We start from the raw sequence: 22,712 nt of genomic DNA, 5'->3' as shown, positions 1-22,712 counted from the left end.
GCTCGATCGGCGTCGGCGTTCCTTGCGCCCGACTCTTGCAACCCCGTGCTCACCGGGTAGCTATCGGGCATCACCTGCGTGATGTCGTACGCGCGGGGAGCAAGGGACACATTGATGATTGAAACCGACCGTCGGGGCGCCATCGCCCTCGCCGCAGCCCTCCCTCTCGCCTCGGGGCTGCCGTCTCTGCTGTCGGGAAGTGCCCATGCCGCGCCGTCAGGCTCGGCGCAGTGGGATCTGACCGACCTCTATCCGAATCCCGAAGCGTGGGAGGCCGCGCGCAAGGCCACCGTGGCCGCACTGCCCCGTCTGGCGGCCTACAGGGACAGCTTCGGAAGCAGCGCCGCGAGCATGGCGAAAGCGCTGTCCGACATCTCCGATGTCTCCCGCAACTTTGCGCGCGTGGCGGTCTACGCGTCGCTCCGCGCGGACGAGGACGTGCGGATCTCCGCCAACCAGGAGCGGACGGCGCAAGTCCGCGATCTTTACGCCGCGTTCGGGCAGGCCACCGCGTGGATCGCGCCGGAAACGCTGAAGCTCGGCCGGGAAACGGTGGAGAGCTACATCGCCGCCGATCAGACACTCGCGGCTCGCTTCGCCTACTCGCTGCGCCAGACGTTGCGCGAGGCCGAGCATACGCTGGATGCCAAGGGCGAGGCGCTGCTTGCCGCCGCATCCTCGCCGCTCTCCGGCCCCGAGACGATCCGCGAGCAGCTTTTTGCCTCCGACATTCCCTGGCCGGAGGTGACACTGTCCGACGGGCGCAAGCAGGTCCTGAACGCGCAGGGCTACACGCTGACGCGCGATGCGCCCAACCGGGAGGACCGCAAGAAGGTGTTCGATGCCTTCTACGGCCAGATGGGCAAGTTCGAAAACTCTTTGGGCGCGGCCATGGCGGCAAAGCTGAAGGGCGATGTGTTCGAGGCGCGAGCGCGCAATTACAAGAGCAGCCTCGACATGGCGCTGTCCCCGCGCGCGGTGCCGGAAAGCGTGTATCGCACGCTGGTGGCGGAAACGAACGCGGGCCTGCCGCAGCTTCACCGCTCGTTCCAGCTTCGCCGCCGGATGCTGAACCTGCCGGACATCCACTACTACGACATTTACCCGCCGCTGGTCAGCCTGGATCGCAAGTTCACCCTGCAGGACATGCGCAACATCACCCTGAAGGCCGTCGAGCCGCTCGGCCCGGACTACGTCAAGCGCCTCAGCACGGCCACGGCGGGCCGGTGGATGGACCCGTTCCCGCGCCCCGGGAAACGGCCCGGCGCTTACATGAGCGGCTCGGCCTACGATGTGCACCCCTACCTTCTGCTGAACCTTGGCGAGAACTACGAGGGTCTTTCGACTTACGCGCACGAATGGGGCCACGCCATGCATTCTCTGCTGGCCTCGTCGTCGCAGCCTTACGACCTCGCCGGCTATCCGATCTTCACTGCCGAAGTCGCTTCGACCTGCAACGAGGTGCTCCTCACCGAGTACATGCTCAAGCAGGCCAGAACGAAGGAAGAGAAGATCTATTACCTTGGCATGCGTCTGGAAAACATGCGCGGCACGTTCTTCCGGCAGGCCATGTTCGCCGAGTTCGAGCTGAAGATGCACGAGATGGCGGAAGCGGGCGAGGGGCTTTCCGGAGAGAGCCTGACGCGCGTCTACCTGGACCTGCTGAAGCGCTATCACGGTCCGGACTTCGTGATCGATGAGCCTTATGCGATCGAGTGGGCTTACATTCCGCACTTCTACAGCACGTTCTACGTCTACCAGTACGCCACGTCGATCTCGGCGGGCACCTGGTTCGGGCACTCCATCCTCAACGGCGGGAAGGCCGAGCGGGAGCGCTATCTCGATGTGCTGCGCGCAGGGGGATCGGCAGACCCGGTGGACATCCTCAGGAAGGCGGGGCTCGATATGACCTCGCCCGATCCCTATCGTCAGTTGGTGGCCGACTTCAAGACGACCATCGACGAGATCGAGGGCCTGCTGGCCTGATCGGCAGCCTCCCCGGCCGCGTAGGTGGCCGGGGAGGAGCTGCAAGCGCCAATCGTGGCGTCAGGCGGGCGTGATGCCCATGCAGAGGTACTTCACTTCCATGTAGTCATCGAGGCCGTAATGCGAGCCTTCGCGGCCAAGGCCCGACTGCTTCACGCCGCCGAAGGGCGCCACCTCGGTCGAGATGAGGCCGGTGTTGATGCCGACCATACCCGCCTCCAGCGCCTCGGCGACACGCCACACGCGCGAGAGATCGCGGGCGTAGAAATAGCTGGCGAGGCCGAACTCCGTGTCGTTGGCCATGCGGATGGCATCGGCCTCGTCGGTGAAGCGGATGACGCCGGCCAGCGGCCCGAAGGTCTCCTCGCGCGCGAGCTTCATGTCGGGCTTCACGCCGGCGACGACGGTCGGGTTGAAGAAGCTGCCGCCGCGCTCGTTGCGCTGGCCGCCGGCAAGCACCCTTGCGCCGCCGTCGACCGCGTCCTTCAGGTGCTCCTCCACCTTCTCCACCGCCTTCACATCGATCAGCGGGCCGACTTCGGTGCCGTCATCGAGGCCATAGCCGACCTTCATCGTGTTCACGCGCGCGGCCAGCTTCTCCACGAACTCGTCGTAGACGCCGTCCTGCACGTAGAAGCGGTTAGTGCACACGCAGGTCTGGCCGCCGTTGCGGAACTTCGAGATCATCGCGCCTTCGATCGCCGCGTCCACGTCTGCATCGTCAAAGACGAGGAACGGCGCGTTGCCGCCCAGCTCCATGGAGCACTTCTTGATCGTCTCGGCGCATTCGCGCAGCAGGTCGCGGCCGATCTCGGTGGAGCCGGTGAAGGTGAGCTTGGCCACCTTGGGGCTGGCGGTGAGAGTCGAGCCGATCTGCCCCGCGCTGCCGGTGACGACGTTGACCACGCCCTTGGGAATGCCGGCCATCTCGCACAGCCGGGCGATGGCGAGCGCCGAATAGGGCGTGGCCGAAGCCGGCTTGATGACGATGGTGCAGCCCGCCGCCAACGCCGGACCGAGCTTGCGGGTGATCATCGCATTGGGGAAGTTCCAGGGCGTGATCGCGGCAACCACGCCGACGCCCTGCTTGATGACGACGATGCGGCGATCGGCGGCGTGGCCCGGGATCACGTCTCCGTAAGCGCGCTTTCCTTCTTCGGCGAACCACTCGATGAAGCTTGCGCCATAGGCGATCTCGCCGCGCCCTTCGGCAAGGGGCTTGCCCTGCTCCCGGCTGAGGAGTTCGCCCAGATCGTCCTGATGCGCCATCATAAGTTCGTAAAGCTTGCGCATCAGTTTCGAGCGCTCACCCGCCGTCTTCGCGCGCCATCCCGGGAGAGCGGCCTCGGCAGCGTCTATCGCCCGAGCGGTTTCGTCAGCGCCCATCTTCGGAACCGTGCCCAGCACCACGCCCGTTCCCGGATCGGTCACTTCGATGGTCGCGCCGGCGTCCGCATCGACCCACTCGCCGTTGATGTAGCACTGCTGCTTCAGGAAGTCGGTGTAGGCCATTTCGTGCAGGTCCTCGTGGTTTGCCGGTAACGACGCCTGTGAACGGGCGGCGAAAGGTTCGGCATGGTCTAGGGACGCTGCCGGGGCGTGACAAGGCACCCGGCAGCGCCCCCACGAAGGGAGAGGGCGGAGTTTCGCGCCTCTCCGCATGTCGGTCACGCTTCAGCGGCGGGGCATACCGGAAGCGGCGATCCTCGCTTTTGGGGGACTTGTGTGTCCCACGAAGGACTTGATCCGGTGCGTCGCCGGGTGCAGCGTTGTCGCTGATGACTATGACGACAACGCGTTCTCCCCTGGCCCCGCCGCCCCGCAGCACGGCCAATCCCGCCCCTATACGCCAAGCAGGTTCCGTGCGCCGCACGAGCAGCATCGACGTGTCCTGGCCCGACGGGGTCGAGGGGCAGCGCCGCTTCATCGGTGCCGCGCGCGACCTGTGGACGCCACTCGCCCGCCTCAGCGAGGAAGCGGGCGCGCTCACGTTGGCGGAAGGGCGGTACGAAGCCCGCCTCACCGAGGACAAGACGATCACCGCCATCGCGGCGAACCCCTCCCACGCGAATCTCGATCAGCTTGTGGGGGCCCGGGCCGGTGGCCACCTTCGCGGCCTGTTGCGCGATGCCATGCCCGACCTCGTGGCGGCGGCGCATCCGCTTTACCTCGTTCTCGATGACCTGTCGGGCACGGCGCTCGTCAGCGCCTTCGCCTGGGTGCAGTGGTACCCGGACTGGGGGACGAAATGGCGCGAGCGGCTGGGAGAGGACCAGCACGCACAACTGATGGCGCAGCGGGTCAATGTCTGCTGGGGCCTGCAGGAAGGCAACAGCGGCGTCTCCGGTGACGCAAGCCCTGACGATGTCGCCACAGCCGACGCCGGCGACTTGCGCAACCCGGCCGACCCTCTCGGCTGGCACGCCCTTTCCGACCATGAGGGCCCCGGCTTCCGCCGCGCGCGCCGCATCGATGTCGTTCGGGACGAGGCGGCGGGCGTGTTGCGCATCGACTCCGCCTTCCAGGACAGCTCCTCCCTGCCGGGTGGAGGGCGCGTCGCCATACACGAGTACCTGCTGCGCGCCGTTGCCGACATCGAGACGCTGGAACTGCTCTCACTGGAGCCGGAGGCGCGCATCCTGCCCTTTTCGGAGTGCCCCGGCGCGATCGCCAACACCCAGCGCCTCGTCGGCCGCAACCTCGCGGATGTGCGGGAGGAGGTGCTGGCTCAGCTGCGGGGTCCGGATGGCTGCACTCACCTCAACGACGCCCTGCGCGCCTTGGCCGATGTTCCGTCGCTCGCCCGCCAGATCGGCGGTTAGGCATACGCGGCACGGCTCATCCCGCAAGGCGGCTTGACTCGCAGGCAAGGCCGCGGTTCGAGTTGCGCGAGCAGAGCTCATCTGAAAAGCCCGGTCGGCAAGGCAGCAACCGGGAGCCGCTGTGACCAGAACAGTCGTCACGCTGGAAGACAAGTACACGCAAGCCGAAGGGCAGGTCCTGCTCTCGGCGCTGCAGGGCGTCGTGCGGCTACTGCTGGATCCAGGCGCGGCGATGCCGTGCGGCGGGGAGGGCACGTAGGGCATCGCCCGGGCGAAGGTGCGCGCCATCGCGGAGGGGGAGCTTGATGTTCGGCATGCGGGACTTACGAAAACGCCGCGCGGGCAATGCGCGATCAGGGTGAGGCCTTGGCCGAAGCCGCAGCGACGCAGGGAGATGCGGCATGGACGATCGACAGTACCTGGAAAGATACGGTCCCTGGGCTCTCATCGCGGGGGCTTCGGAAGGAACCGGGGCGTCGTTTGCGCGGGCACTTGCGGAAAAGGGCTTCAAGCTGGTTCTCGTATCACGCCGTGAAGCGCCACTGGACGCACTCGCCGCCGAGTTGAAGGCCGCCTACGGCACGGAATGCGTGACAGCCTCCATCGACCTCTCGCGGGACGATGCGACGGAGCGCATGCTGGGGACCGCACATGGCCGCGAGATCGGGCTGCTGATCCTCAACGCCGGCGCGGACCCGAACGGCGCGATGTTCCTCGATGGTGCGATCGGCAGCTGGAACGCCTTGGCCCTGCGCAACGTCATGACGACGATGCACGCCCTTCATGCCTTCGCCGCCCCGATGCAGGCGCGCGGCCGGGGCGGGCTGATCCTGGTCGGCTCGGGCGCCTGCTACGGCGGCTTGCCGGGCATCGGCGTCTATGCGGCCAGCAAGGCCTTTGGCCTCGTTCTGTGCGAATCGCTGTGGGCGGAACTGCAGCCTCACGGCGTCGATGTCCTCAGCTACGTGCTGGGCCGGACGGACACACCGGCGCATCGCGAATTGCTGAACGCGCGGGGCATGGCCATCCCGTCCGACCTTGCGAACGCGGATGCGGTCGCGCGGCTGGGGCTGGAGCGTCTTGCCCACGGCCCCGTCTGCAACTGGGGCGAGGCGGACGACGAGGCGAAAGTCTCCGCAACATCGGCGGCGCAACGGCGCGACCGCATCCGGCAGATCGCGGCGGCGGCTGCCGCTTACGCCAGGGGGTGAACTGATGAGTGCTGCCGTTCCAGCCGACCTGGCCGACAAGTTCGCCATCACCGAACAGCTCTACCGCTACTGCCGCAGCGTCGACCGGCTGGACGTGCCCTTGGGCAAGTCGATCTTCCATGACGATGCGACCGTCGATTATGGGCCAAGCGGCTTTCGCGGGCGTGGCCATGACGCGATCGAGTGGATCTGCGCCGCGCACCGCCAGCTTCAGTCCCACTCGCACCAGGTATCCAACGTCATCATCACCGTCGATGGCATGGAGGCGGGCAGCGAAGCGTACGTGACCGCGACGCTGCGGGCGGTACGTGAGGGAGTGATCCGGCACATCGAGATCTGGGCGCGCTACTGCGATCGCTGGTCCTGCCGCCACGGCATCTGGCGCATCGATCATCGGGACGCGGTGATCGACCACGACTCCGTACGGGAGGTCACGCCGATGCACAGTCATGACTGGGCGCGGCGGGACGGGAACGATCCTTCCTATAGCGCCATGGGAGCAGGCCGATGAAGGACTTCACGATCACCGTCTCGTTCGACATGCGCTCGCCCGAGTGGGCGACACCGACAGCCGACCTTTACCGGGCGGCGATCGACATGGCCGCTTTCGCGGATGCGATCGGCGCCGATCAGATCGGGCTGATGCAGCACCATGGCTCGGACGACGGCTATCTGCCGCAGCCTTTCGTGCTCGCCGGAGGAATGGCTGCGGTCACGCGCCGCATCCGCTTCCTTCTCGGCGCCGTGATCCTGCCTCTGCACGATCCGGTGGAACTGGCCGAGCAGATGGCGGTGGTCGATAACCTGTCGAACGGCCGCCTCAAGGTCATCTTCGGTGCGGGTTACGTACCCCACGAATTCGCGATGTTCCGCAAATCGCTCAAGGATCGCGCAAAGCTGATGGACGAGGGGCTCGAGATCATTATCCGGGCTCTGAAGGGCGAGCGGTTCGAGCACGGCGATGGTGCGGAAACCCGGCCGATCTTCGTTCGACCCCGCCCGGTGCAGGAGCCCGAAGACATCATCCTTGTCGGTGGCGGCGTTCCGGCGTCGGCGCGGCGCGCGGCCAGGTTCGGCGTCGGCTTCGGCCCCATGAAGGGCGATCTCGTCGACATCTACCTCGCGGAATGCCAGCGGCTGGGCAATCGGCCCCGCACATACTATCGTCCACGACCGGGCCTGCCGCTGGCCGTGCACTTGTGCGAGGATCCTGATCAAGGCTGGGAGGCGATCGCGCCGCACGCGGTTCACGTCATCACCGAATACGCCAAGTGGGCAGAGGCGGAAGGCGATGCGTCCAGTTCGCCGTTCAAGGGCATGACTGATCCCGCCGTTCTGCGCCAGGCCGGCATGTTCGCCGCGTGGACGCCGCAGATGCTGGTCGAGAAGGTGCGGCAGGCTGAGGGCGGCAACATCGGCTTCCAGCCCCTGCTCGGCGGCCTATCGCCGCAGGAAGGCTGGAAGAGCCTGAAGCTGTTGCAGAAGACAATGCCGGAGTTGCGGGAGGCCATAGGCGGCTGACGGGCAGCGGCGAGAGGGCTTATCCAGCCCCGATCGGAGGGCTTGGTGCGCTTTCGTAGTGGTGCCGGACCAAGGTGACGAAGGGGCTTGCCTGTCCCTGTTGCACCTGCGCATCGCCGGCGTGCAGCAGGCCCACCTCGCGGATGAGTTCGAAGTCGCGTACGGGGACGAAACGCTCCGGACCGGCCGCGAAGCTTTCCGGCATCATCCCTACGCCCCCTCCGCTGCGCACCACGGCAAGCACTCGTTCATCGCTTGTGGTCTTGAGCACGAAGCGCGGTCGCACCCCGCGCTCGACGAAGAAACGGTTGATTTCGGGCAGGGCTTCGCAGTGTCGGCGAAGGGCCATGCGATCACGGGCCATCTGTTCGGCCTGCACCTCCGCTTCGCCCGCCAGCGGATGTCCGGGAGGAAGCACCATCATGTAGCGCTCACGGGCCAGGAGCTCGGGGGCGAAGCGGGCGTGGTGCGGGCGCACGACTGTCAAGGCAAGATCAATGCGGCCGCGTTCAAGGCGCTCGGCGATGTCGCGCTCCGAACCGTCGAGTATCTCCAGCGCCTCGCCGGAGCCGAGCGCGCGGTGCTGCGCCAGCCAGCCTTCGATCAGCCGCGTGGGAATCGTGTTCAGGACACCGATGCGCAGGAGTGTCGGGTCGGTCACTTCGCTCAGTTCGACAAGCGCGTGCTCGTACTCCGCCGCGATTCGCCGTGCGCGGACGAGGAACCGGCTGCCGGCGGGAGTGAGCGCCACGCGCTGGCGGTCCCGATCGAACAGGCGTGCGCCCAGTTCCCGCTCCAGCTTGGCAATCCCCGCCGAGAGCGTCGGCTGGGTCACGCTCACGCGGCGGGCGGCCCGGCTGAAGTTCCCGGTCTCGGCAACGGCTAGGAAGTAGCGCAGCAGGTACTGGTCTATCATAGGTGCGATCTATGACGAACTGCGGAAACTTTCAATTTCCGCATGGTCGGCGGCATGTCTAGATAGATGCTGTAAATCGAAACGGTCGGCGCCGCGATGCCGACTGCAAGGAAGGAAGAGGCATGAGCGCGCCGGTCCTGCAGACCAACGTGAATCTCGACAGTCCCGAGGCCAGGGCTCGCGACGGGCATAACCGCGCCCTTGTGGCCGAACTGCGCGAACGCGTGGCCAAGGCGGCGCTTGGCGGCGACGAGCGATCGCGCCAGCGGCACCTTTCGCGCGGCAAGCTGCTTCCGCGCGATCGTGTGGAACGGCTTCTCGATCCCGGTTCGCCGTTCCTCGAGATTGGACAACTGGCGGCCAACGGCATGTATGGCGACGAAGTACCGGGCGCAGGCATCATCGCGGGCATCGGTCGCGTATCCGATCGCCAGTGCATGATCTTCGCCAATGACGCGACAGTGAAGGGGGGAACCTACTTCCCGCTGACGGTCAAGAAGCACATCCGCGCGCAGGAGATCGCGCAGGCGAACCGGCTGCCGTGCATCTACCTCGTCGACAGCGGCGGCGCGAACCTGCCCAACCAGGCGGAAGTCTTTCCCGACCGCGATCACTTCGGGCGCTTCTTCTTCAATCAGGCGCAGATGAGCGCCAGGGGCATTCCCCAGATCGCCAGCGTCATGGGAAGCTGCACCGCCGGCGGCGCCTACGTTCCGGCGATGAGCGACGAAACCGTGATCGTGAAGGAGCAGGGGACGATCTTCCTTGCCGGGCCGCCGCTGGTGCAGGCGGCGACCGGCGAAGTCATCAGCGCCGAGGATCTGGGCGGTGGCGATCTCCATTCGCGCAAGTCCGGCGTGACCGATCACCTGGCGGAGGATGACGAACACGCGCTGACCATCGTGCGCGACATCGTCAGCCATCTCGGTCCGGCGCACCGGCACGATCTTGCCGTCCGGGAGCCAAGGCCACCGAAGTACAACCCGCAGGAACTCTATTCGGTCATCCCCGAGGACGTGCGCGCCCCTTACGACGTGCACGAGGTGATCGCCCGCATCGTCGACGGCAGCGAATTCCACGAGTTCAAGGCGCTCTATGGCACCACGCTCGTCTGCGGCTTTGCGCATATTCACGGGCTGCCGGTGGCCATCCTCGCCAACAACGGCGTGCTCTTTTCCGAAAGTGCCCAGAAGGGGGCGCACTTTATCGAACTGGCCTGCCAGCGCCGCATTCCCCTGCTGTTCCTCCAGAACATCTCCGGCTTCATGGTCGGCGGCAAGTACGAGGCCGAAGGCATCGCCAAGCACGGAGCGAAGCTGGTTACAGCGGTCGCGACCGCCCAGGTTCCCAAGCTGACCGTGTTGATCGGCGGCTCGTTCGGTGCCGGCAACTACGGCATGTGCGGCCGGGCCTACGATCCCCGCTTCCTGTTCACCTGGCCCAATGCCCGCATCTCCGTCATGGGCGGGGAGCAGGCGGCGAGCGTGCTGGCCACCGTTCACCGGGATGCGGCGAAGTGGACGCCGGACGACGCGGAAGCCTTCAAGGCCCCTATCCGCCAGAAGTACGAGGACGAGGGCAACCCGTACTACGCCACGGCTCGGCTCTGGGACGACGGCGTGATCGACCCGGCCCAGACGCGCGATGTGCTTGGGCTCGCTCTTTCCGCCTGCCTCGAAGCGCCCATCGAGGAGGCACCCCGCTTCGGGGTGTTCCGGATGTGACGGGCGCCGCCAACGTCACGAAGGACAGGCTCTTCGTGCTCGACTGCGACTGGGCGGATCCGGACTACGAAGGTCGCCGCTTCTACTGCAAGGATTGCGTCACGGTGGAGGGGCTTCTTGCCCTTTTTCCGGAGCGTTCGACACGTATCGAGGTGGTGCGCGTCGGTTGGCCGCGCCCGCGCGAGGCGGTCGTCGCCGCTCTGGGCGAAGCGAACCAGAATCTTCCCGCGCTGGCGTTCGCCGAAGGCGGCTTCGTGAACGAGATCGAGCCGCTGCTTGCCGCGCTGCATACCCGCCACGGTTTCCCGGAGCGTCACCCATGATCCAGTCCCTGTTGATCGCCAATCGTGGCGAAATCGCCTGCCGCATCATCCGCACCGCTCGTGGCCTCGGTATCCGGACGATCGCCGTCTATTCCGATGCAGACGCGAACGCGCTCCATGTGCAGGAGGCGGACGACGCCGTGCATATCGGGGCTTCGCCCACGCGCGAAAGCTACCTCGTTGCCGAAAGGATCCTCGACGCTGCCCGGCAGACCAGGGCGGAGGCCATCCATCCCGGCTACGGCTTCCTGTCTGAAAACGCCGAGTTCGCGCAGGCGGTCAGCGATGCCGGGATCGTCTGGGTCGGACCGAACCCGTCCTCGATCACCGCGATGGGGCTCAAGGACGCAGCCAAGAAGCTCATGGCCGCAGCCGGCGTCCCGGTAACTCCGGGCTACATGGGTGAGGATCAGGATCCGGATCGTCTTGCGCGGGAGGCGGCGGCGATCGGCTACCCTGTGCTCATCAAGGCCGTGGCCGGCGGCGGCGGCAAGGGCATGCGTCTTGTGGAGAGCGCCGAAAGCTTCGAGGACGCCCTGACTTCGTGCAAGCGGGAGGCAGCGTCCTCGTTCGGCAACGATCACGTGCTGATTGAAAAGTACATCGCTTCGCCGCGCCATATCGAAGTGCAGGTCTTCGGGGACAGGCAGGGCAACGTCGTCCACCTGTTCGAGCGGGACTGCTCGTTGCAGCGGCGTCACCAGAAGGTGATCGAGGAAGCCCCGGCGCCCGGCATGGACGCCGCCACGCGCGAGGCCTTGTGCGCGGCCGCCGTGCGGGCGGCAAAGGCGGTCGATTATGTCGGTGCCGGAACAATCGAATTCATCGCCGACGGTTCGGGCGCGTTGAGCGCGGATCGGATCTGGTTCATGGAGATGAACACCCGGCTTCAGGTGGAACACCCGGTGACTGAGGCGATCACCGGCGTCGACCTTGTCGAATGGCAACTTCGTGTCGCCAGCGGCGAGCCGCTGCCGCTTTCGCAGGACGATCTCACGATAGACGGCTGGGCGATGGAAGCGCGCCTCTACGCCGAAGATCCGGCCAAGGGCTTCCTCCCGAGCATCGGACGACTGGAGCTCCTGCAGTTCGGCGAAAGCGAAGGCGGACGCATCGACACAGGCGTTTACGAAGGGGCGGAAGTTTCGCCCTTCTACGACCCTATGATCGCCAAGGTCATCGCGTGGGGCGAGGATCGGGACGAAGCCCGCGAGCGGCTCGGGGAGATGCTGGAGGGCACCGCCGTCTGGCCGGTGCGGACCAACGCTTCCTTCCTCGTCAAAGCCCTGCAGCACGCGGACTTCGCGGGCGGCAAGGTGGATACCGGTCTGATCGGGCGCGATGGCGAGGTTCTGGCGGAGCCTCCGGCGCCGTCGGCTGAGGCGCTGCGAGCGGCGGCATCGGCGCTTGTTCCGACCACGATCGCGCCCGGTCTGCGCCTCAACGCCCCGCCGCGCCGCACCGCCTGGTTCCTGCTCGATGGCGAGAAGATCGAGATCGAACTTGAGGGCGAAGGGAGCGAGGAGCCGTCAAGCGGCGTGCTCGTGACGGAACAGGGGCAGGCATGGCTGCTCACGCCCTGGCGCAGGGATGGTGCGCACGGAACGGCGGATGGATCGGGCGCGATCCTGGCGCCGATGCCCGGCAAGGTGATCCACGTAGAGGTGTCGCAGGGGCAGTCCGTCACCAGGGGACAGAAGCTGCTGACATTGGAAGCGATGAAGATGGAACACACTCTGACGGCGCCGTTCGACGGTGTCGTCGCCAGACTTGAAGCGGTGGCCGGCCAGCAGGTGCAGGTGGATGTGCTGCTCGCCCAGATCGAGGAGACCGAATAGGATGCCCGGGCGCTTTTTCGACGAATGGCAGGTTGGTGATCGCATAACTCACCAGCCGAGCCGCACCGTGACCGAGACGGACAATCTCCTGTTCTCGGCGATGACGCACAACATGCAGCCGCTGCACCTCGACGCAGAGACGGCAAAGGCCAGCGAATTCGGGCAGATCCTGGTGAACTCCACCTTCACCTTCAGCCTGGCTGTCGGCCTCTCCATCGCGGACACCACGGTCGGTACGCTGGTCGCGAATCTTGGCTTCGACAAGGTAGTGACGCCCAAGCCGACGTTCATCGGCGATACTCTGACCTGCTCGACCGAAGTGGTGGAGACGCGTGAGAGCAAGTCCCGCCCGCAGCAGGGCATCGTGGTGTTCCGGCACGAGCTGACGAACCAGCGCGGCGAAGTCGCGCTGTCGATGCTACGCACCACTCTGTTGCGCAGGAAGCCTGCCTGAAGGAATGGCCGGAGGCGCCTCGCTCCGGCCGTTCACTCTTCCATTTGTTCGCTAAGAGACCGGGAGGCTCCCTTCAAGGCTTCTTTCAGGCGCGGCAGTTCGCTGCGCAGCGCCGCGCCGATGCCGATCATGACCAGCGCATGACTGGGGCGGCCGCCTTTCCATACAGGCGCCGCGATGACGGTGACGCCGGAAAGGTAGTTCCCGGCGTCGACCGCGACCCCACTTTGCCGCGCGTCCTCGATCTGCGCCAGCCAGTCCTCCCATGCAGGAGGCTCGTCCCACCTCAGCTGGTCAAAACGGGACTTCAGGTCGGCCGGCGCGTATCCACCGAAGGCGGCGATGCAGCGCCCGGTGGCCGATACGAGTGCGGGAAACCGGCTCCCCACCTGTGTGGAGAGCTGGAAGTTCTGCCCTGACTGCGACATCGCCGTCACGATGATGTGATCGAGCCCGAACACCTGCACCCCGAGGGTCGTTGTGCCGAATTCGCGGGCGAGACGATCGAGCGCGGGCTGCGCGAGGTCATTGAAGCGGTCCCGCCGCAACCACGCCCGCGCCAGGGTAAGCACTCCGGCATCCAGCGCATACCGCTTCGTATCCGGGTCAAAAGCCACGAATTCCTCGGCCACGAGCGCGCGCAGCACATAAAGGCAGGTGCTGGGGACAAGCCCCAGTTCGCGCGCAATGGCCTGCACCCCCATGGGCGATCCCCGCTTTCCCAGAAGCCGTAGGATGGCCGCCGCCCGGGCGATGGCCGGAGCTTTACTGGCCGGGGGAAGAGTGTCCTTCTTCATCGTTCAATATATAGAACATCATTCAATATTTACAAGAAGGAGGACACCATGTCAGGAAGCGGCTGAACACAAGAACAGCCCCGCGTCTACGAATCGAGCGGGAGGGAACGGGACGGTTGATGGCCAAGGTGATTTCAGGGCTGACCGACTACACGCGTTATGCGGACGCACAGGCGTACGCCTCATCTGCAGCGCTGTGGCAACTCTTCGACGGCGACCGCGAGCACCTTAATATCGCTCACGAATGCGTCACCCGCCATGCGGATGGCAGAGGCCGCGCAGCCGTCCGGATCGCCCATGCCGATGGTGTGGACGAGGTGTTGAGCTTCGACACGATCTCCGCCGGTGCCGCGCAGTTCGCGCACTGGCTTGACCGCGAAGGCATCCAACCCGGCGAGCGCATCGCCTTCATGCTGGAGCCCTCGCTGCCGTTCTATGTCTGCCTTTTCGGCGCGATGCAGACCGGTGCGATCTCGGTCCCGCTGTTCACGCTCTTCGGGCCCGATGCGCTGCGCCTTCGGGTGGGGGACTGCGAGCCTTCGATCCTGATCACCAATGCCGAAAAGGCCGAACTGGCGCGCTCCGTCGCGGTTGACGGCAAGCCCCGCGTGATCGTCGCCGACGATGCGTTCCTTGCGTCCATCGCCGAACTGCCGACCACGTACACGCCCAGAACTCGTGCCAACGACATGGCGGTGTTCCAGTACACCAGCGGCACCACGCGCGAGCTGCCCGAAGCGGTGAAGCACTCGCATCGCACGCTGGTGACGCTGATGTTCGCGGCACTCTACGGCACCGGCATCCGTCCCGGGGATGAGTTCTTCTGCCCGTCGAGCCCGGCCTGGGGGCATGGCCTCTGGCATGGCACGCTGGCGCCGTTGGCGATGGGCGTGACCACGGGCACCTTCGCGGGACGCTTCGATCCGGTGCGCCTGATGAAGGCGCTGGATGACTTCGGCATCACCAACATGTCGGCGGCTGCAACCCATTACCGCATGATGAAGAATAGCGGAAAGGCTGCGGATTTCACTTTCCGCTTCAACAAGCTGTCCTTCACCGGCGAGCCTATCGACCCGGCCACGCTGGAGTGGATCGACCAGTGGTTCAAGGTTCCTGCCTGCTCCATGTACGGGACGACCGAGATCGGCGTGGTGCTGGTCAATTATCCCGGCGCACAGGACTTTACCGTCAAGCCGGGATCACTCGGAAAGGCCGTTCCGGGGCAGAAGCTCGAAGTGCAGCGCCCTGACGGATCGGTGTGCGATCCGGGCGAGATCGGCGAACTGATGCTGTGGCGCGGCGGCGGGTGGATGACCACCAAGGACCGCGCGAAGACGGACGAAGACGGGTATTTCTATCACTGCGGCCGTGCGGACGACGTCATCATCTCAGCGGGTTGGACGATGAGCGCCGTCGAGATCGAGAACACGATGCTCCGTCACGACAATGTGATGGAATGCGGAGTGATCGGCGTGCCGGACGAGAAGCGCGGGCAGGTGGTCAAGGCCTTCGTGGTCGCCAATCGCCCCGGCGACGACGCCTTCGTCCGTGAGCTTCAGGACTTCACCCGCGAGCGCCTGGCCCAGCACGAATTCCCGCGCCTCGTCGAATTCGTCGACGAACTCCCCAAGAACCCTGCCGGCAAGGTCCACCGCAAGATGCTGCGGGACCGCGAGGCCGCGAAAGCCGCCGAAGTCGTCAGCTGAACATAATCCGAGATCCAGGAGAGTACGAGAAAATGGCCACCACAGCTGAACCGAAGAACAAGTTCCCCAAGATCACGGAGGAAGGTCTCGACGATCTGCGCCAGCGCATCGGCGTCAAGATCGAGAACACCGTCGAGCCCTGGAACTACGAAGCCAGCCGCGACGCGATCCGCCACTACGCGCATGGCATCGGCGACGATAATCCGCTCTGGTGCGACCCTGAATACGCGGCCAAGACGAAGTACGGCTCGATCGTCGCGCTGCCTTCGTTCCTGTTCACCACGAGCCGCATCATCTCAGGCTACTGCGGCGGTCTTTCGGGCGTTCACGCCATGTGGGCAGGGGCCGACTGGACCTGGCACAAGCCGGTGCTGCGCAACGACACCATCAAGGCCGAGGCCTATCTGAAGGACTTGGTCGAGCACCAGACCAAGTTTGCCGGCCGCTCTTTCCAGCAGATCTATCACGTCGACTTCTACAACCAGCACGGCGACCACGTTGCCGGCGCCGACAGCTGGGTGTTCCGCACCGACCGCGACGAGGCGCGCGAGCGCGGCACCAAGTACACCGAAGCCCGCGGCCGTGTTGAGCCCTTCACGCAGGAGCAGCTCGACGAGTTCTACGACATCTATGACCGCGAAGAGATTCGCGGTGCCACTCCGCGCTACTTCGAGGACGTCAATGTCGGCGACAAGCTGCCGCCGATGATGAAGGGCCCGATGACCGTCACCGGCTTCATCTGCTATGCGCAAGGGTGGGGCGGTCTCTACATCCGCGCCAACAAGCTGGCCTACAAGATGCAGAAGGCGCACCCGGGCCTTGGCATCCGCAACCGCTTCAACGTGCCGGACTGTCCCGAGCGCGTGCACTGGGACGAGGCCTTCGCTCTCGAAGTCGGCGCTCCGGGCGCTTACGACTACGGCCCGGAGCGCTGCTCGTGGCTGACGCACCACATGACCAACTGGATCGGCGACGACGGCTTCCTGCACAAGTCGAATTGCCAGATCCGCCGCCACAACCCGGATGGTGACGCGATCATCATCACCGGTGAGGTGACCCGCAAGTTCGAAGAAAACGGCAAGAAGTACGTGGAAGTCGCGCAGAAGGCGACGACTCACCGCGGCGAACTCTCCGCCTTCGGCACCGCCGTGGCGGAATTGCCGAGCCGCGCGTAAGCGAAAGGGTGATCTCCACCGCCGCCGGGCATAAGCTTGGCGGCGGAAAGCCCGCGGGGCGAAAGGATGCGCCACCGGCAGGAGAGATCTTGGATATGATTACGGAAGGCAAGCCCGCCTTTCCAAGGGCCGCGATGCTACCGGCGCCGTGCTTCTCACGCGGAGGTCGCGCATGACGACGGGCGATGAAGCGCCCTGGAAGGGGCCCCTGTCCGGTGTGCGGGTCATCGACTTCACCCGCGTTCTTGCCGGTCCGGCGGCCAGTCTGGCGCTCGCCGATCTTGGCGCCGAGGTGTTCAAGATCGAGCCGCCCGGAACGGGCGATGAAACGCGCACCTTCCCGCCGATCCGGGACGGAGAAAGCCACTATTACCTGGCCGTGAATCGCGGCAAGAAGTCGATCGTCGTCGATCTGAAGAGCGAAGAAGGCCTGGGCCTCGTGCGCGACCTCGCCGCGCGCTGCGATGTGCTGGTGGAGAATTACAGGCCCGGCGTGATGGACCGGCTGGGGCTGGGCTGGGAGGAGATGCGCGCGATAAACCCGCGGCTGATCTACTGCTCGATCTCCGGCTACGGCCAGACCGGCCCGTTGCGGGATCGGCCGAGCTTCGACATCGTGCTCCAGGCGATGTCGGGGGCGCTGTCGATGAACGGGGAGCGCGACGGGCTGCCCACCAAGCTGGGTATACCGCTTGGCGATCTGGTGGGGGGGATCAATGGCCCGATCGGCATCCTCTCGGCGCTTTATGAGCGGGAGCGGACGGGGCGCGGTCGCCATATCGACATCAGCCTGCTTGACGGCCTTATGGGGATGCTCGGCTACATCGCGCAACTGGCCTTCTTCAACGGCACGGACCCGGAGCGGGTGGGCTCACAGCATCCCAACCTGGTGCCCTACGGCATCTTCCCGGCCCGCGACGGTTCCATCGTCGTCGCGTGCCTGACGCCGAGCTTCTGGGGCCGCGTCTGCCAGTCGATCGGCAGGGGCGAGTTGTGCGAGGACCCGCGGTACGACACGCTCGAGAAGCGGCGTGACGCGCGCGAAGAGGTCAACGCCCTCGTATCGGCGTTCACCTGCCGCCACGGCGTCGACGAGCTTGTCGCCATCTTCACCCGGCACGAAGTGCCGCATGCGCCGATCCTCGGCGTCACCGATGCGCTTTCGCACCCGCAGGCGAAGGCGCGCAACATGGTCGTCGAAGCCCAGCACGCGAGCCTTGGGACAATTCCCATCGTCAACCGGTCTATCCGCTTCACGGACACCGAGCAGCCCATTCCCGAAGCGCCGCCCGTGCTTGGCCAGCACACCGAAGCGATCCTTTCCGAGGTGCTCGATCTATCGCCCGAGCGGATCGCGTACCTGAAGGCTCAGGGGGTCGTTGCCTGAACAGGAGGGCGCGCTAACACGGGAACCCATGCCAGGCAGAGCTTGCTAGACGGGAAGAGAGAGCGCCATGAACGACCTGCGTTTCGACAACCGCGTTGCGGTGATCACCGGCGGCGGACGCGGGCTTGGACGGGCTCATGCCCTGCTGCTGGCGAGCCGCGGCTGCCGGATCGTCGTCAACGACCCCGGTCTGTCCATGGCGGGCGATGCGACCGGGGAAGGCCCGGCCGAGGTGCTGGCGGCCGAGATACGGGCCCTTGGCGGCGAAGCTGTCGCGAATGTCGACACGGTCGCAACGCAGGAGGGCGGCAAGGCCATCATCGATGCCGCGCTGGAGGCTTTCGGCCGCATCGACATCCTGATCCATTCGGCCGGGAACGTCCGGCGAGGCTCGCTTTCAAGCCTCCCCTACGACGACTTCACCGCCGTACTCGATGTCCACCTGAAAGGCGCTTACCACGTCGTGCGGGAGGCGTTCCCGCACATGATGGCGCAGCGCTATGGCCGCATCGTGCTGACCAGTTCGATCAACGGGCTCTACGGCAAGGCGGACAATGTCACGTATTCCATGTGCAAGGCGGGCTTCATGGGATTGTCGAACACAGCGGCCATCGAGGGGCAGCATGCCAACGTGCGCTCCAACCTCATCGTGCCGGCGGCGGTGACGCGAATGTCGGACGGCATCGACACCAGCAAGTTTCCCCCCATGGAGCCCGAGATGGTGGCCCCCATGGTGGGCTATCTGTGCCATGAGGATTGTGAAGTCACGGGCGAGATGTACATCGCCATGGGAGGGCGCCTCGCCCGCGCCTGGGTGGCCGAGAACAGCGGCGTCTGCAGGACAGACTGGAGCCTCGAAGGCGTTGCGGAGCAGATTGGCGCGATTCGCGAGGCTGGGAAGCCGCTTGCCTTCCCGCCGGTGCCGGACGGGCAACTGGACCATCTCTTGCATGGCTTCGCGATGATCCGCGAAAACGCCTGAAGACGGGAGCCGGTCCGCCCGGCCTCCTTGCAGATGCTGGGGGTGCCACGGGTTACAGGCAACGCCGGCGACCCGTGGCAGAGGATCAGGGCCTGCCGACCGAAACGTAGTGGAACCCCGCCTCGCGCATCTCCTGCGGCTTGTAGATGTTCCTGAGGTCGACGAGGACGGGCACCTTGGCCAGCGTCTTCACCCGGTCCATGTCGAGGGCGCGGAAGGCGTCCCATTCGGTCACGATGACGACTGCATCCGCACCGTTGATGGCGGCGTAGGGGTCGCCCGCCATTTCCACGTCCGGCATCAGCGGTCGGGCGCTCTCCATGCCCTCGGGATCGAAGGCGGCGACGCTGGCTCCAGCGTCGAGGAGGGTCTGCGCTATCGCGATCGCCGGCGAATCGCGCATGTCGTCGGTGTTCGGCTTGAAGGTCAGCCCGAGCATGGCCACCCGCTTGCCGCGTGCGGCTTCGGCCCCGCCCATGGCCTCCACCACCTTGCGGCCCATGGCGCGCTTGCGGCTTTCGTTGACCATCGACACAGCCTCCACGATGCGCAGGGGGCTCTCGTAGTCTTCGGCCGTCTTGAGGAGCGCGAGCGTGTCCTTGGGGAAGCAGGAGCCGCCGTAGCCGGGACCGGCGTGCAGGAACTTCTTGCCGATCCGCCCGTCCAGCCCGATGCCGCGCGCCACATCCTGCACGTCGCCCCCGACCTTCTCGCAAAGATCGGAAATCTCGTTGATGAAGGTGATCTTGGTCGCGAGGAAGGCGTTGGCGGCGTACTTGATGATCTCGGCCGAACGGCGCGCGGTGAACAGGATCGGGGACTCGTTGAGGAACAGCGGTCGGTACACCTGGCGCATCACGTCGCGCCCGAAATCGTCCTCCGCGCCGATCACGATGCGGTCGGGCCGCTTGAAATCGCCGATGGCGGCGCCTTCGCGCAGGAATTCCGGGTTCGACACGACCGACACGCGGTGCGGAGTGCCGCTTTCCGCGAGGATCAGTTCGACCTTGTCGCCGGTGCCCACCGGAACGGTCGATTTCGTGACGACGACGGCGTCGTTCGCCAGGTTCTCGCCGATTTCACGGGCAACGGCATGGACGAACGACAGATCCGCATGACCATCCCCGCGCCGCGAGGGAGTGCCGACGGCGATGAAGATGGCGCTCGCATCGCGGATGCCCTCGGCCAGGTGAGTGGTGAACGACAGGCGACCGGCCTTCACGTTGCGGTCGACAAGGGCGTCGAGCCCCGGCTCGTAGATTGGCATGATCCCGTCATGCAGGCGATCGATCTTGGACTGGTCCTTGTCGATGCAGACGACATCGTGGCCGAAATCGGCGAAGCAAGCCCCGGACACCAGACCGACGTAGCCGGAACCCACCATTGCAATCTTCATGTGAACCTCTTTGGAGGGAAATTAGGAGCGCCTTAGAGGCTGCGGGAAGGAAGGGAAAGGACGCCGCGAGGTTTCGTCAGGAGCATCTATGTTGGCGTGATGCGCGTCAGAGGCCCGTGTAACTGCGGAACCAGTCCACGAAACGCGGCACGCCTGTCTCGATTGGCGTGGAGGGAGCGTAGCCCGTATCTCGCGTCAGTGCCGCGATGTCCGCGTATGTGGCGTGCACGTCACCCGGCTGCATCGGCAGGAGATTGCGCTGGGCCTTGCGGCCGCAGGCGTCCTCCAGCACCTCGATCAGGCGCAGCAGGTGTTCGGAGCGGTGATTGCCGATGTTGTAGAGCGCGTGCGGCTTGACGCTGCCGCCTGCCTTTTCCTTGCCATCGTCAAGCGGCGGCCGGTCGAGGCAGGCGAGGACGCCGGCCACGATGTCGTCGATATAGGTGAAGTCGCGGCTCATCTCGCCGTGGTTGTACACGTCTATGGGGCGATCGGTCAGGATCCGCTCGGCGAACTTCCACATGGCCATGTCCGGCCGGCCCCAGGGGCCGTAGACGGTGAAGAAGCGCAGGCCCGTGAGCGGCAGGCGGAACAGGTGAGCGTAAGTCTCGCTCATAAGTTCGTCCGCCTTTTTGGTGGCGGCGTAAAGCGAGACAGGCGTGTCAGCGCGGTCTTCCACCGCGAAGGGCAGCTTCGCATTGCCGCCGTAGACCGAACTGGAACTTGCATAGACCATGTGCTCGACCCGGCGAGCGCGGGCCAGCTCGAGCATGTTGACGTGGCCCGCCAGGTTGGAGGCTACGTAGGCGTGTGGGTTCTCAAGCGAATAGCGCACGCCCGCCTGAGCGCCGAGATGGACGATCGTGGGGAAGGAGAAGGGCGCCATGGCCCGGGTAAGCGCAGCCATGTCGGAGAAATCGAGCGGAAGAAAGTGGAAGAGGTCGCCGTGCCGACGGGAGAGCTGGTCAAGCCGGGCCTGCTTCAGTGAAACGGGATAGTAATCGTTGAGATTGTCGATCCCGACCACGGGTTGACCGCGCGTCATCAGCGCCTCGGCGACGGCAGCTCCGATGAAGCCTGCCGCTCCCGTGACCAGAACGGTTGAACCCTCGCGCGTCATGCCTGCCTCCATCTGCTACCCCCGCCTCATGCCGGCTCGCAGGCAGGCGCTAGCCCAAAACGGTGGGGGAGGCGATAATCCTTCAGCGGTAAAGGGATGCGCATGCGAATGGGACGCGCAGGTGCGGGTTTCCTCCGGCGGCGGTTCTGCCAGGAACAGGCGGTCAGGCAGGGGCGTGACCGCGCACCTCGGCCAGCTTTCGCTCCCAGTTGAGAGCATGCTCCACAATAGTCGTCAGGTCATCGTACTTCGGCATCCAGGGCAGCGTATCCTTGATGCGGGCGTTATCGGAAATGAGCGAAGCGGGGTCGCCCGCGCGCCGTCCTTCAAGGCGGCGGTCGATCTTCCGGTTGGTCACGCGATCGACCGCATCGAGCACCTCCAGGACTGAGAAGCCACGCCCGTAGCCGCAGTTCATGGTCATGGACCGGCGGGGCTGTGCGATCAGGGCCTCCAGCGCAAGGACGTGTGCATCGGCCAGATCCGAGACGTGGATATAGTCGCGCACGCCCGTCCCGTCGGTGGTGTCGAAGTCGGTGCCAAAGACCTTGACGTGGCCGCGCTTGCCCAGTGCCGCTTCCACCGCAACCTTGATGAGGTGTGTGGCCCCCACGGTCGACTGCCCGGTCCGCCCGTGGGGATCTGCACCCGCCACGTTGAAATAGCGCAGCGCGCAGTAGCTGAGGGGATGGGCAGTCGCCACGTCTGCCAGCATGAACTCCGTCATCAGCTTGGACATCCCGTAGGGATTGATCGGCGCACGCGGCGTGTCCTCCGTCACGGGTGACACTTCGGGGACGCCATAGGTCGCCGCCGTCGAGCTGAAGATGAAGTGCGGTACGCCGGCGGTCACGGCAGCTTCGATGAGGGTGCGGCTCTTGGCGGTGTTGTTGTAGTAGTACTTCAGCGGGTTCTCGACGGATTCCGGGACGACCACCGAGCCCGCGAAATGCATAATCGCGCCCTTGCCGTTGCCCATTCCCTGTTCGGCGAAGATGCGCGCCAGCAGCGGCGCGTCCTCGATGTCTCCTTCGTAGAACGGCACCCCTTCGGGCACCGCGAAGCGAAAGCCGGTTACCAGACTGTCGATGACGGCAACCCGCCACCCGGCGTCCTGAAGGGCAAGAACGGCATGGCTGCCGATATAGCCGGCACCGCCGGTGACAAGAACGGTATGGTCGCGTGTCATCGCATTGCCCGATCCGCAAAGAGGCGCGGCCAAGATCGCGCCGAAAGACTTGGACGCGCTGGCGATATGCAAAATACCGGCGCCGGTCAAACCGCTGACGGCGCGCCGTCCTGCATGTAATCCCTTTGCGCAGGCCGCGGCGCGATCAGGGGCTTGTCTTCGTTC

Annotated in this window: 20 protein-coding genes; 14 read left to right on the top strand and 6 right to left on the bottom strand. The window is 65.6% G+C overall.

Annotated features, from left to right (window positions below):
- Nucleotides 1–114 precede the first annotated feature (114 nt).
- Nucleotides 115–1,986 carry an oligoendopeptidase F gene (pepF, locus tag QOL62_RS08060; protein WP_283405866.1) on the top strand — a complete coding sequence of 624 codons (1,872 nt, stop codon included), beginning with the start codon at nucleotides 115–117 and terminating at the stop codon, nucleotides 1,984–1,986.
- Between the two features lie 60 nt (nucleotides 1,987–2,046).
- Here pepF and QOL62_RS08055 read toward each other — a convergent pair whose 3' ends face one another.
- Nucleotides 2,047–3,498, bottom strand: coding sequence for an NAD-dependent succinate-semialdehyde dehydrogenase (locus QOL62_RS08055; RefSeq protein ID WP_103729075.1), 1,452 nt, complete (start codon nucleotides 3,496–3,498; stop codon nucleotides 2,047–2,049).
- A 350-nt stretch (nucleotides 3,499–3,848) separates the two neighbouring features.
- Between QOL62_RS08055 and QOL62_RS08050 the strand changes: the two genes are divergently transcribed.
- The 5 genes from QOL62_RS08050 (at nucleotide 3,849) to QOL62_RS08030 (ending at nucleotide 7,540) form a co-directional block, all read left to right on the top strand.
- Nucleotides 3,849–4,808 carry a DUF2889 domain-containing protein gene (locus QOL62_RS08050; protein WP_283405865.1) on the top strand — a complete coding sequence of 320 codons (960 nt, stop codon included), beginning with the start codon at nucleotides 3,849–3,851 and terminating at the stop codon, nucleotides 4,806–4,808.
- Nucleotides 4,809–4,929: 121 nt separating this feature from the next.
- Nucleotides 4,930–5,067 carry a hypothetical protein gene (locus QOL62_RS08045; protein ID WP_283405864.1) on the top strand — a complete coding sequence of 46 codons (138 nt, stop codon included), beginning with the start codon at nucleotides 4,930–4,932 and terminating at the stop codon, nucleotides 5,065–5,067.
- A gap of 142 nt (nucleotides 5,068–5,209) precedes the next feature.
- Nucleotides 5,210–6,019 (top strand): SDR family NAD(P)-dependent oxidoreductase, encoded by an 810-nt coding sequence (locus QOL62_RS08040; RefSeq protein WP_283405863.1) that lies wholly within the window; start codon nucleotides 5,210–5,212, stop codon nucleotides 6,017–6,019.
- 4 nt (nucleotides 6,020–6,023) lie between these two features.
- Nucleotides 6,024–6,530: a nuclear transport factor 2 family protein gene (locus QOL62_RS08035; protein ID WP_283405862.1), complete on the top strand. Its 507-nt coding sequence runs from the start codon at nucleotides 6,024–6,026 to the stop codon at nucleotides 6,528–6,530.
- Nucleotides 6,527–7,540: an LLM class flavin-dependent oxidoreductase gene (locus QOL62_RS08030; RefSeq protein WP_283405861.1), complete on the top strand. Its 1,014-nt coding sequence runs from the start codon at nucleotides 6,527–6,529 to the stop codon at nucleotides 7,538–7,540. Before QOL62_RS08035 ends, QOL62_RS08030 begins: the two co-directional genes overlap by 4 nt.
- A gap of 19 nt (nucleotides 7,541–7,559) precedes the next feature.
- Here QOL62_RS08030 and QOL62_RS08025 read toward each other — a convergent pair whose 3' ends face one another.
- Nucleotides 7,560–8,456: a LysR family transcriptional regulator gene (locus tag QOL62_RS08025; RefSeq protein ID WP_283405860.1), complete on the bottom strand. Its 897-nt coding sequence runs from the start codon at nucleotides 8,454–8,456 to the stop codon at nucleotides 7,560–7,562.
- 122 nt (nucleotides 8,457–8,578) lie between these two features.
- Between QOL62_RS08025 and QOL62_RS08020 the strand changes: the two genes are divergently transcribed.
- The 4 genes from QOL62_RS08020 to QOL62_RS08005 are packed head-to-tail and all read left to right on the top strand — an operon-like array spanning nucleotide 8,579 to nucleotide 12,795.
- Complete coding sequence (locus QOL62_RS08020; protein ID WP_103729068.1) at nucleotides 8,579–10,180, top strand: carboxyl transferase domain-containing protein; 1,602 nt, start codon at nucleotides 8,579–8,581, stop codon at nucleotides 10,178–10,180.
- Nucleotides 10,177–10,503 (top strand): DUF3088 family protein, encoded by a 327-nt coding sequence (locus tag QOL62_RS08015; protein ID WP_283405859.1) that lies wholly within the window; start codon nucleotides 10,177–10,179, stop codon nucleotides 10,501–10,503. The genes QOL62_RS08020 and QOL62_RS08015 overlap by 4 nt, the downstream gene beginning before the upstream one ends.
- Nucleotides 10,500–12,341, top strand: coding sequence for an acetyl/propionyl/methylcrotonyl-CoA carboxylase subunit alpha (locus QOL62_RS08010; protein WP_283405858.1), 1,842 nt, complete (start codon nucleotides 10,500–10,502; stop codon nucleotides 12,339–12,341). Before QOL62_RS08015 ends, QOL62_RS08010 begins: the two co-directional genes overlap by 4 nt.
- A 1-nt stretch (nucleotide 12,342) precedes the next feature.
- Entirely contained in the window at nucleotides 12,343–12,795 is a 453-nt protein-coding gene (locus QOL62_RS08005; RefSeq protein WP_103729066.1) for a MaoC family dehydratase, read from the top strand.
- Between the two features lie 32 nt (nucleotides 12,796–12,827).
- Here the strand turns inward: QOL62_RS08005 and QOL62_RS08000 are convergent, their stop codons facing one another.
- Nucleotides 12,828–13,592 (bottom strand): IclR family transcriptional regulator, encoded by a 765-nt coding sequence (locus QOL62_RS08000; protein ID WP_283405857.1) that lies wholly within the window; start codon nucleotides 13,590–13,592, stop codon nucleotides 12,828–12,830.
- Nucleotides 13,593–13,711: 119 nt separating this feature from the next.
- Between QOL62_RS08000 and QOL62_RS07995 the strand changes: the two genes are divergently transcribed.
- The 4 genes from QOL62_RS07995 to QOL62_RS07980 all read left to right on the top strand — a co-directional run bounded on the left by QOL62_RS07995 (nucleotide 13,712) and on the right by QOL62_RS07980 (nucleotide 18,842).
- Complete coding sequence (locus QOL62_RS07995) at nucleotides 13,712–15,298, top strand: acetate--CoA ligase (protein ID WP_283405856.1); 1,587 nt, start codon at nucleotides 13,712–13,714, stop codon at nucleotides 15,296–15,298.
- A gap of 32 nt (nucleotides 15,299–15,330) precedes the next feature.
- Entirely contained in the window at nucleotides 15,331–16,473 is a 1,143-nt protein-coding gene (locus QOL62_RS07990) for an FAS1-like dehydratase domain-containing protein (protein WP_103729064.1), read from the top strand.
- Between the two features lie 172 nt (nucleotides 16,474–16,645).
- Nucleotides 16,646–17,860, top strand: a complete 1,215-nt coding sequence (locus QOL62_RS07985) for a CaiB/BaiF CoA transferase family protein (RefSeq protein ID WP_283405855.1) — start codon at nucleotides 16,646–16,648, stop codon at nucleotides 17,858–17,860.
- Nucleotides 17,861–17,927: 67 nt separating this feature from the next.
- Nucleotides 17,928–18,842 (top strand): SDR family NAD(P)-dependent oxidoreductase, encoded by a 915-nt coding sequence (locus QOL62_RS07980; RefSeq protein WP_283405854.1) that lies wholly within the window; start codon nucleotides 17,928–17,930, stop codon nucleotides 18,840–18,842.
- Nucleotides 18,843–18,927: 85 nt separating this feature from the next.
- Here the strand turns inward: QOL62_RS07980 and QOL62_RS07975 are convergent, their stop codons facing one another.
- The 3 genes from QOL62_RS07975 to galE all read right to left on the bottom strand — a co-directional run bounded on the left by QOL62_RS07975 (nucleotide 18,928) and on the right by galE (nucleotide 22,547).
- Nucleotides 18,928–20,238 carry a UDP-glucose dehydrogenase family protein gene (locus QOL62_RS07975; protein ID WP_283405853.1) on the bottom strand — a complete coding sequence of 437 codons (1,311 nt, stop codon included), beginning with the start codon at nucleotides 20,236–20,238 and terminating at the stop codon, nucleotides 18,928–18,930.
- Nucleotides 20,239–20,344: 106 nt separating this feature from the next.
- Nucleotides 20,345–21,358: an NAD-dependent epimerase/dehydratase family protein gene (locus QOL62_RS07970; protein ID WP_283405852.1), complete on the bottom strand. Its 1,014-nt coding sequence runs from the start codon at nucleotides 21,356–21,358 to the stop codon at nucleotides 20,345–20,347.
- A gap of 163 nt (nucleotides 21,359–21,521) precedes the next feature.
- Nucleotides 21,522–22,547 carry a UDP-glucose 4-epimerase GalE gene (gene galE / locus QOL62_RS07965; RefSeq protein WP_283405851.1) on the bottom strand — a complete coding sequence of 342 codons (1,026 nt, stop codon included), beginning with the start codon at nucleotides 22,545–22,547 and terminating at the stop codon, nucleotides 21,522–21,524.
- Nucleotides 22,548–22,712 lie beyond the last annotated feature (165 nt).

Source organism: Novosphingobium panipatense, from assembly GCF_900182875.1.
GTDB lineage: Bacteria > Pseudomonadota > Alphaproteobacteria > Sphingomonadales > Sphingomonadaceae > Novosphingobium > Novosphingobium panipatense.
The sequence above is the reverse complement of the archived record's forward strand: the minus strand, read 5'-3'. Positions and strand labels throughout refer to the sequence as shown.

Bases quoted from the DNA above. Each gene is read 5' to 3' on its own strand.
- QOL62_RS08040 (WP_283405863.1), top strand. From the start codon at position 5,210: ATGGACGATCGACAGTACCTGGAAAGATACGGTCCCTGGGCTCTCATC.
- QOL62_RS07980 (WP_283405854.1), top strand. From the start codon at position 17,928: ATGAACGACCTGCGTTTCGACAACCGCGTTGCGGTGATCACCGGCGGC.
- pepF (WP_283405866.1), top strand. From the start codon at position 115: ATGATTGAAACCGACCGTCGGGGCGCCATCGCCCTCGCCGCAGCCCTC.
- QOL62_RS08030 (WP_283405861.1), top strand. From the start codon at position 6,527: ATGAAGGACTTCACGATCACCGTCTCGTTCGACATGCGCTCGCCCGAG.
- QOL62_RS08000 (WP_283405857.1), bottom strand. From the start codon at position 13,592: ATGAAGAAGGACACTCTTCCCCCGGCCAGTAAAGCTCCGGCCATCGCC.
- galE (WP_283405851.1), bottom strand. From the start codon at position 22,547: ATGACACGCGACCATACCGTTCTTGTCACCGGCGGTGCCGGCTATATC.
- QOL62_RS08025 (WP_283405860.1), bottom strand. From the start codon at position 8,456: ATGATAGACCAGTACCTGCTGCGCTACTTCCTAGCCGTTGCCGAGACC.
- QOL62_RS07985 (WP_283405855.1), top strand. From the start codon at position 16,646: ATGACGACGGGCGATGAAGCGCCCTGGAAGGGGCCCCTGTCCGGTGTG.
- QOL62_RS07970 (WP_283405852.1), bottom strand. From the start codon at position 21,358: ATGACGCGCGAGGGTTCAACCGTTCTGGTCACGGGAGCGGCAGGCTTC.
- QOL62_RS08005 (WP_103729066.1), top strand. From the start codon at position 12,343: ATGCCCGGGCGCTTTTTCGACGAATGGCAGGTTGGTGATCGCATAACT.
- QOL62_RS08035 (WP_283405862.1), top strand. From the start codon at position 6,024: ATGAGTGCTGCCGTTCCAGCCGACCTGGCCGACAAGTTCGCCATCACC.
- QOL62_RS08010 (WP_283405858.1), top strand. From the start codon at position 10,500: ATGATCCAGTCCCTGTTGATCGCCAATCGTGGCGAAATCGCCTGCCGC.
- QOL62_RS08020 (WP_103729068.1), top strand. From the start codon at position 8,579: ATGAGCGCGCCGGTCCTGCAGACCAACGTGAATCTCGACAGTCCCGAG.
- QOL62_RS07990 (WP_103729064.1), top strand. From the start codon at position 15,331: ATGGCCACCACAGCTGAACCGAAGAACAAGTTCCCCAAGATCACGGAG.
- QOL62_RS07995 (WP_283405856.1), top strand. From the start codon at position 13,712: ATGGCCAAGGTGATTTCAGGGCTGACCGACTACACGCGTTATGCGGAC.
- QOL62_RS08055 (WP_103729075.1), bottom strand. From the start codon at position 3,498: ATGGCCTACACCGACTTCCTGAAGCAGCAGTGCTACATCAACGGCGAG.
- QOL62_RS07975 (WP_283405853.1), bottom strand. From the start codon at position 20,238: ATGAAGATTGCAATGGTGGGTTCCGGCTACGTCGGTCTGGTGTCCGGG.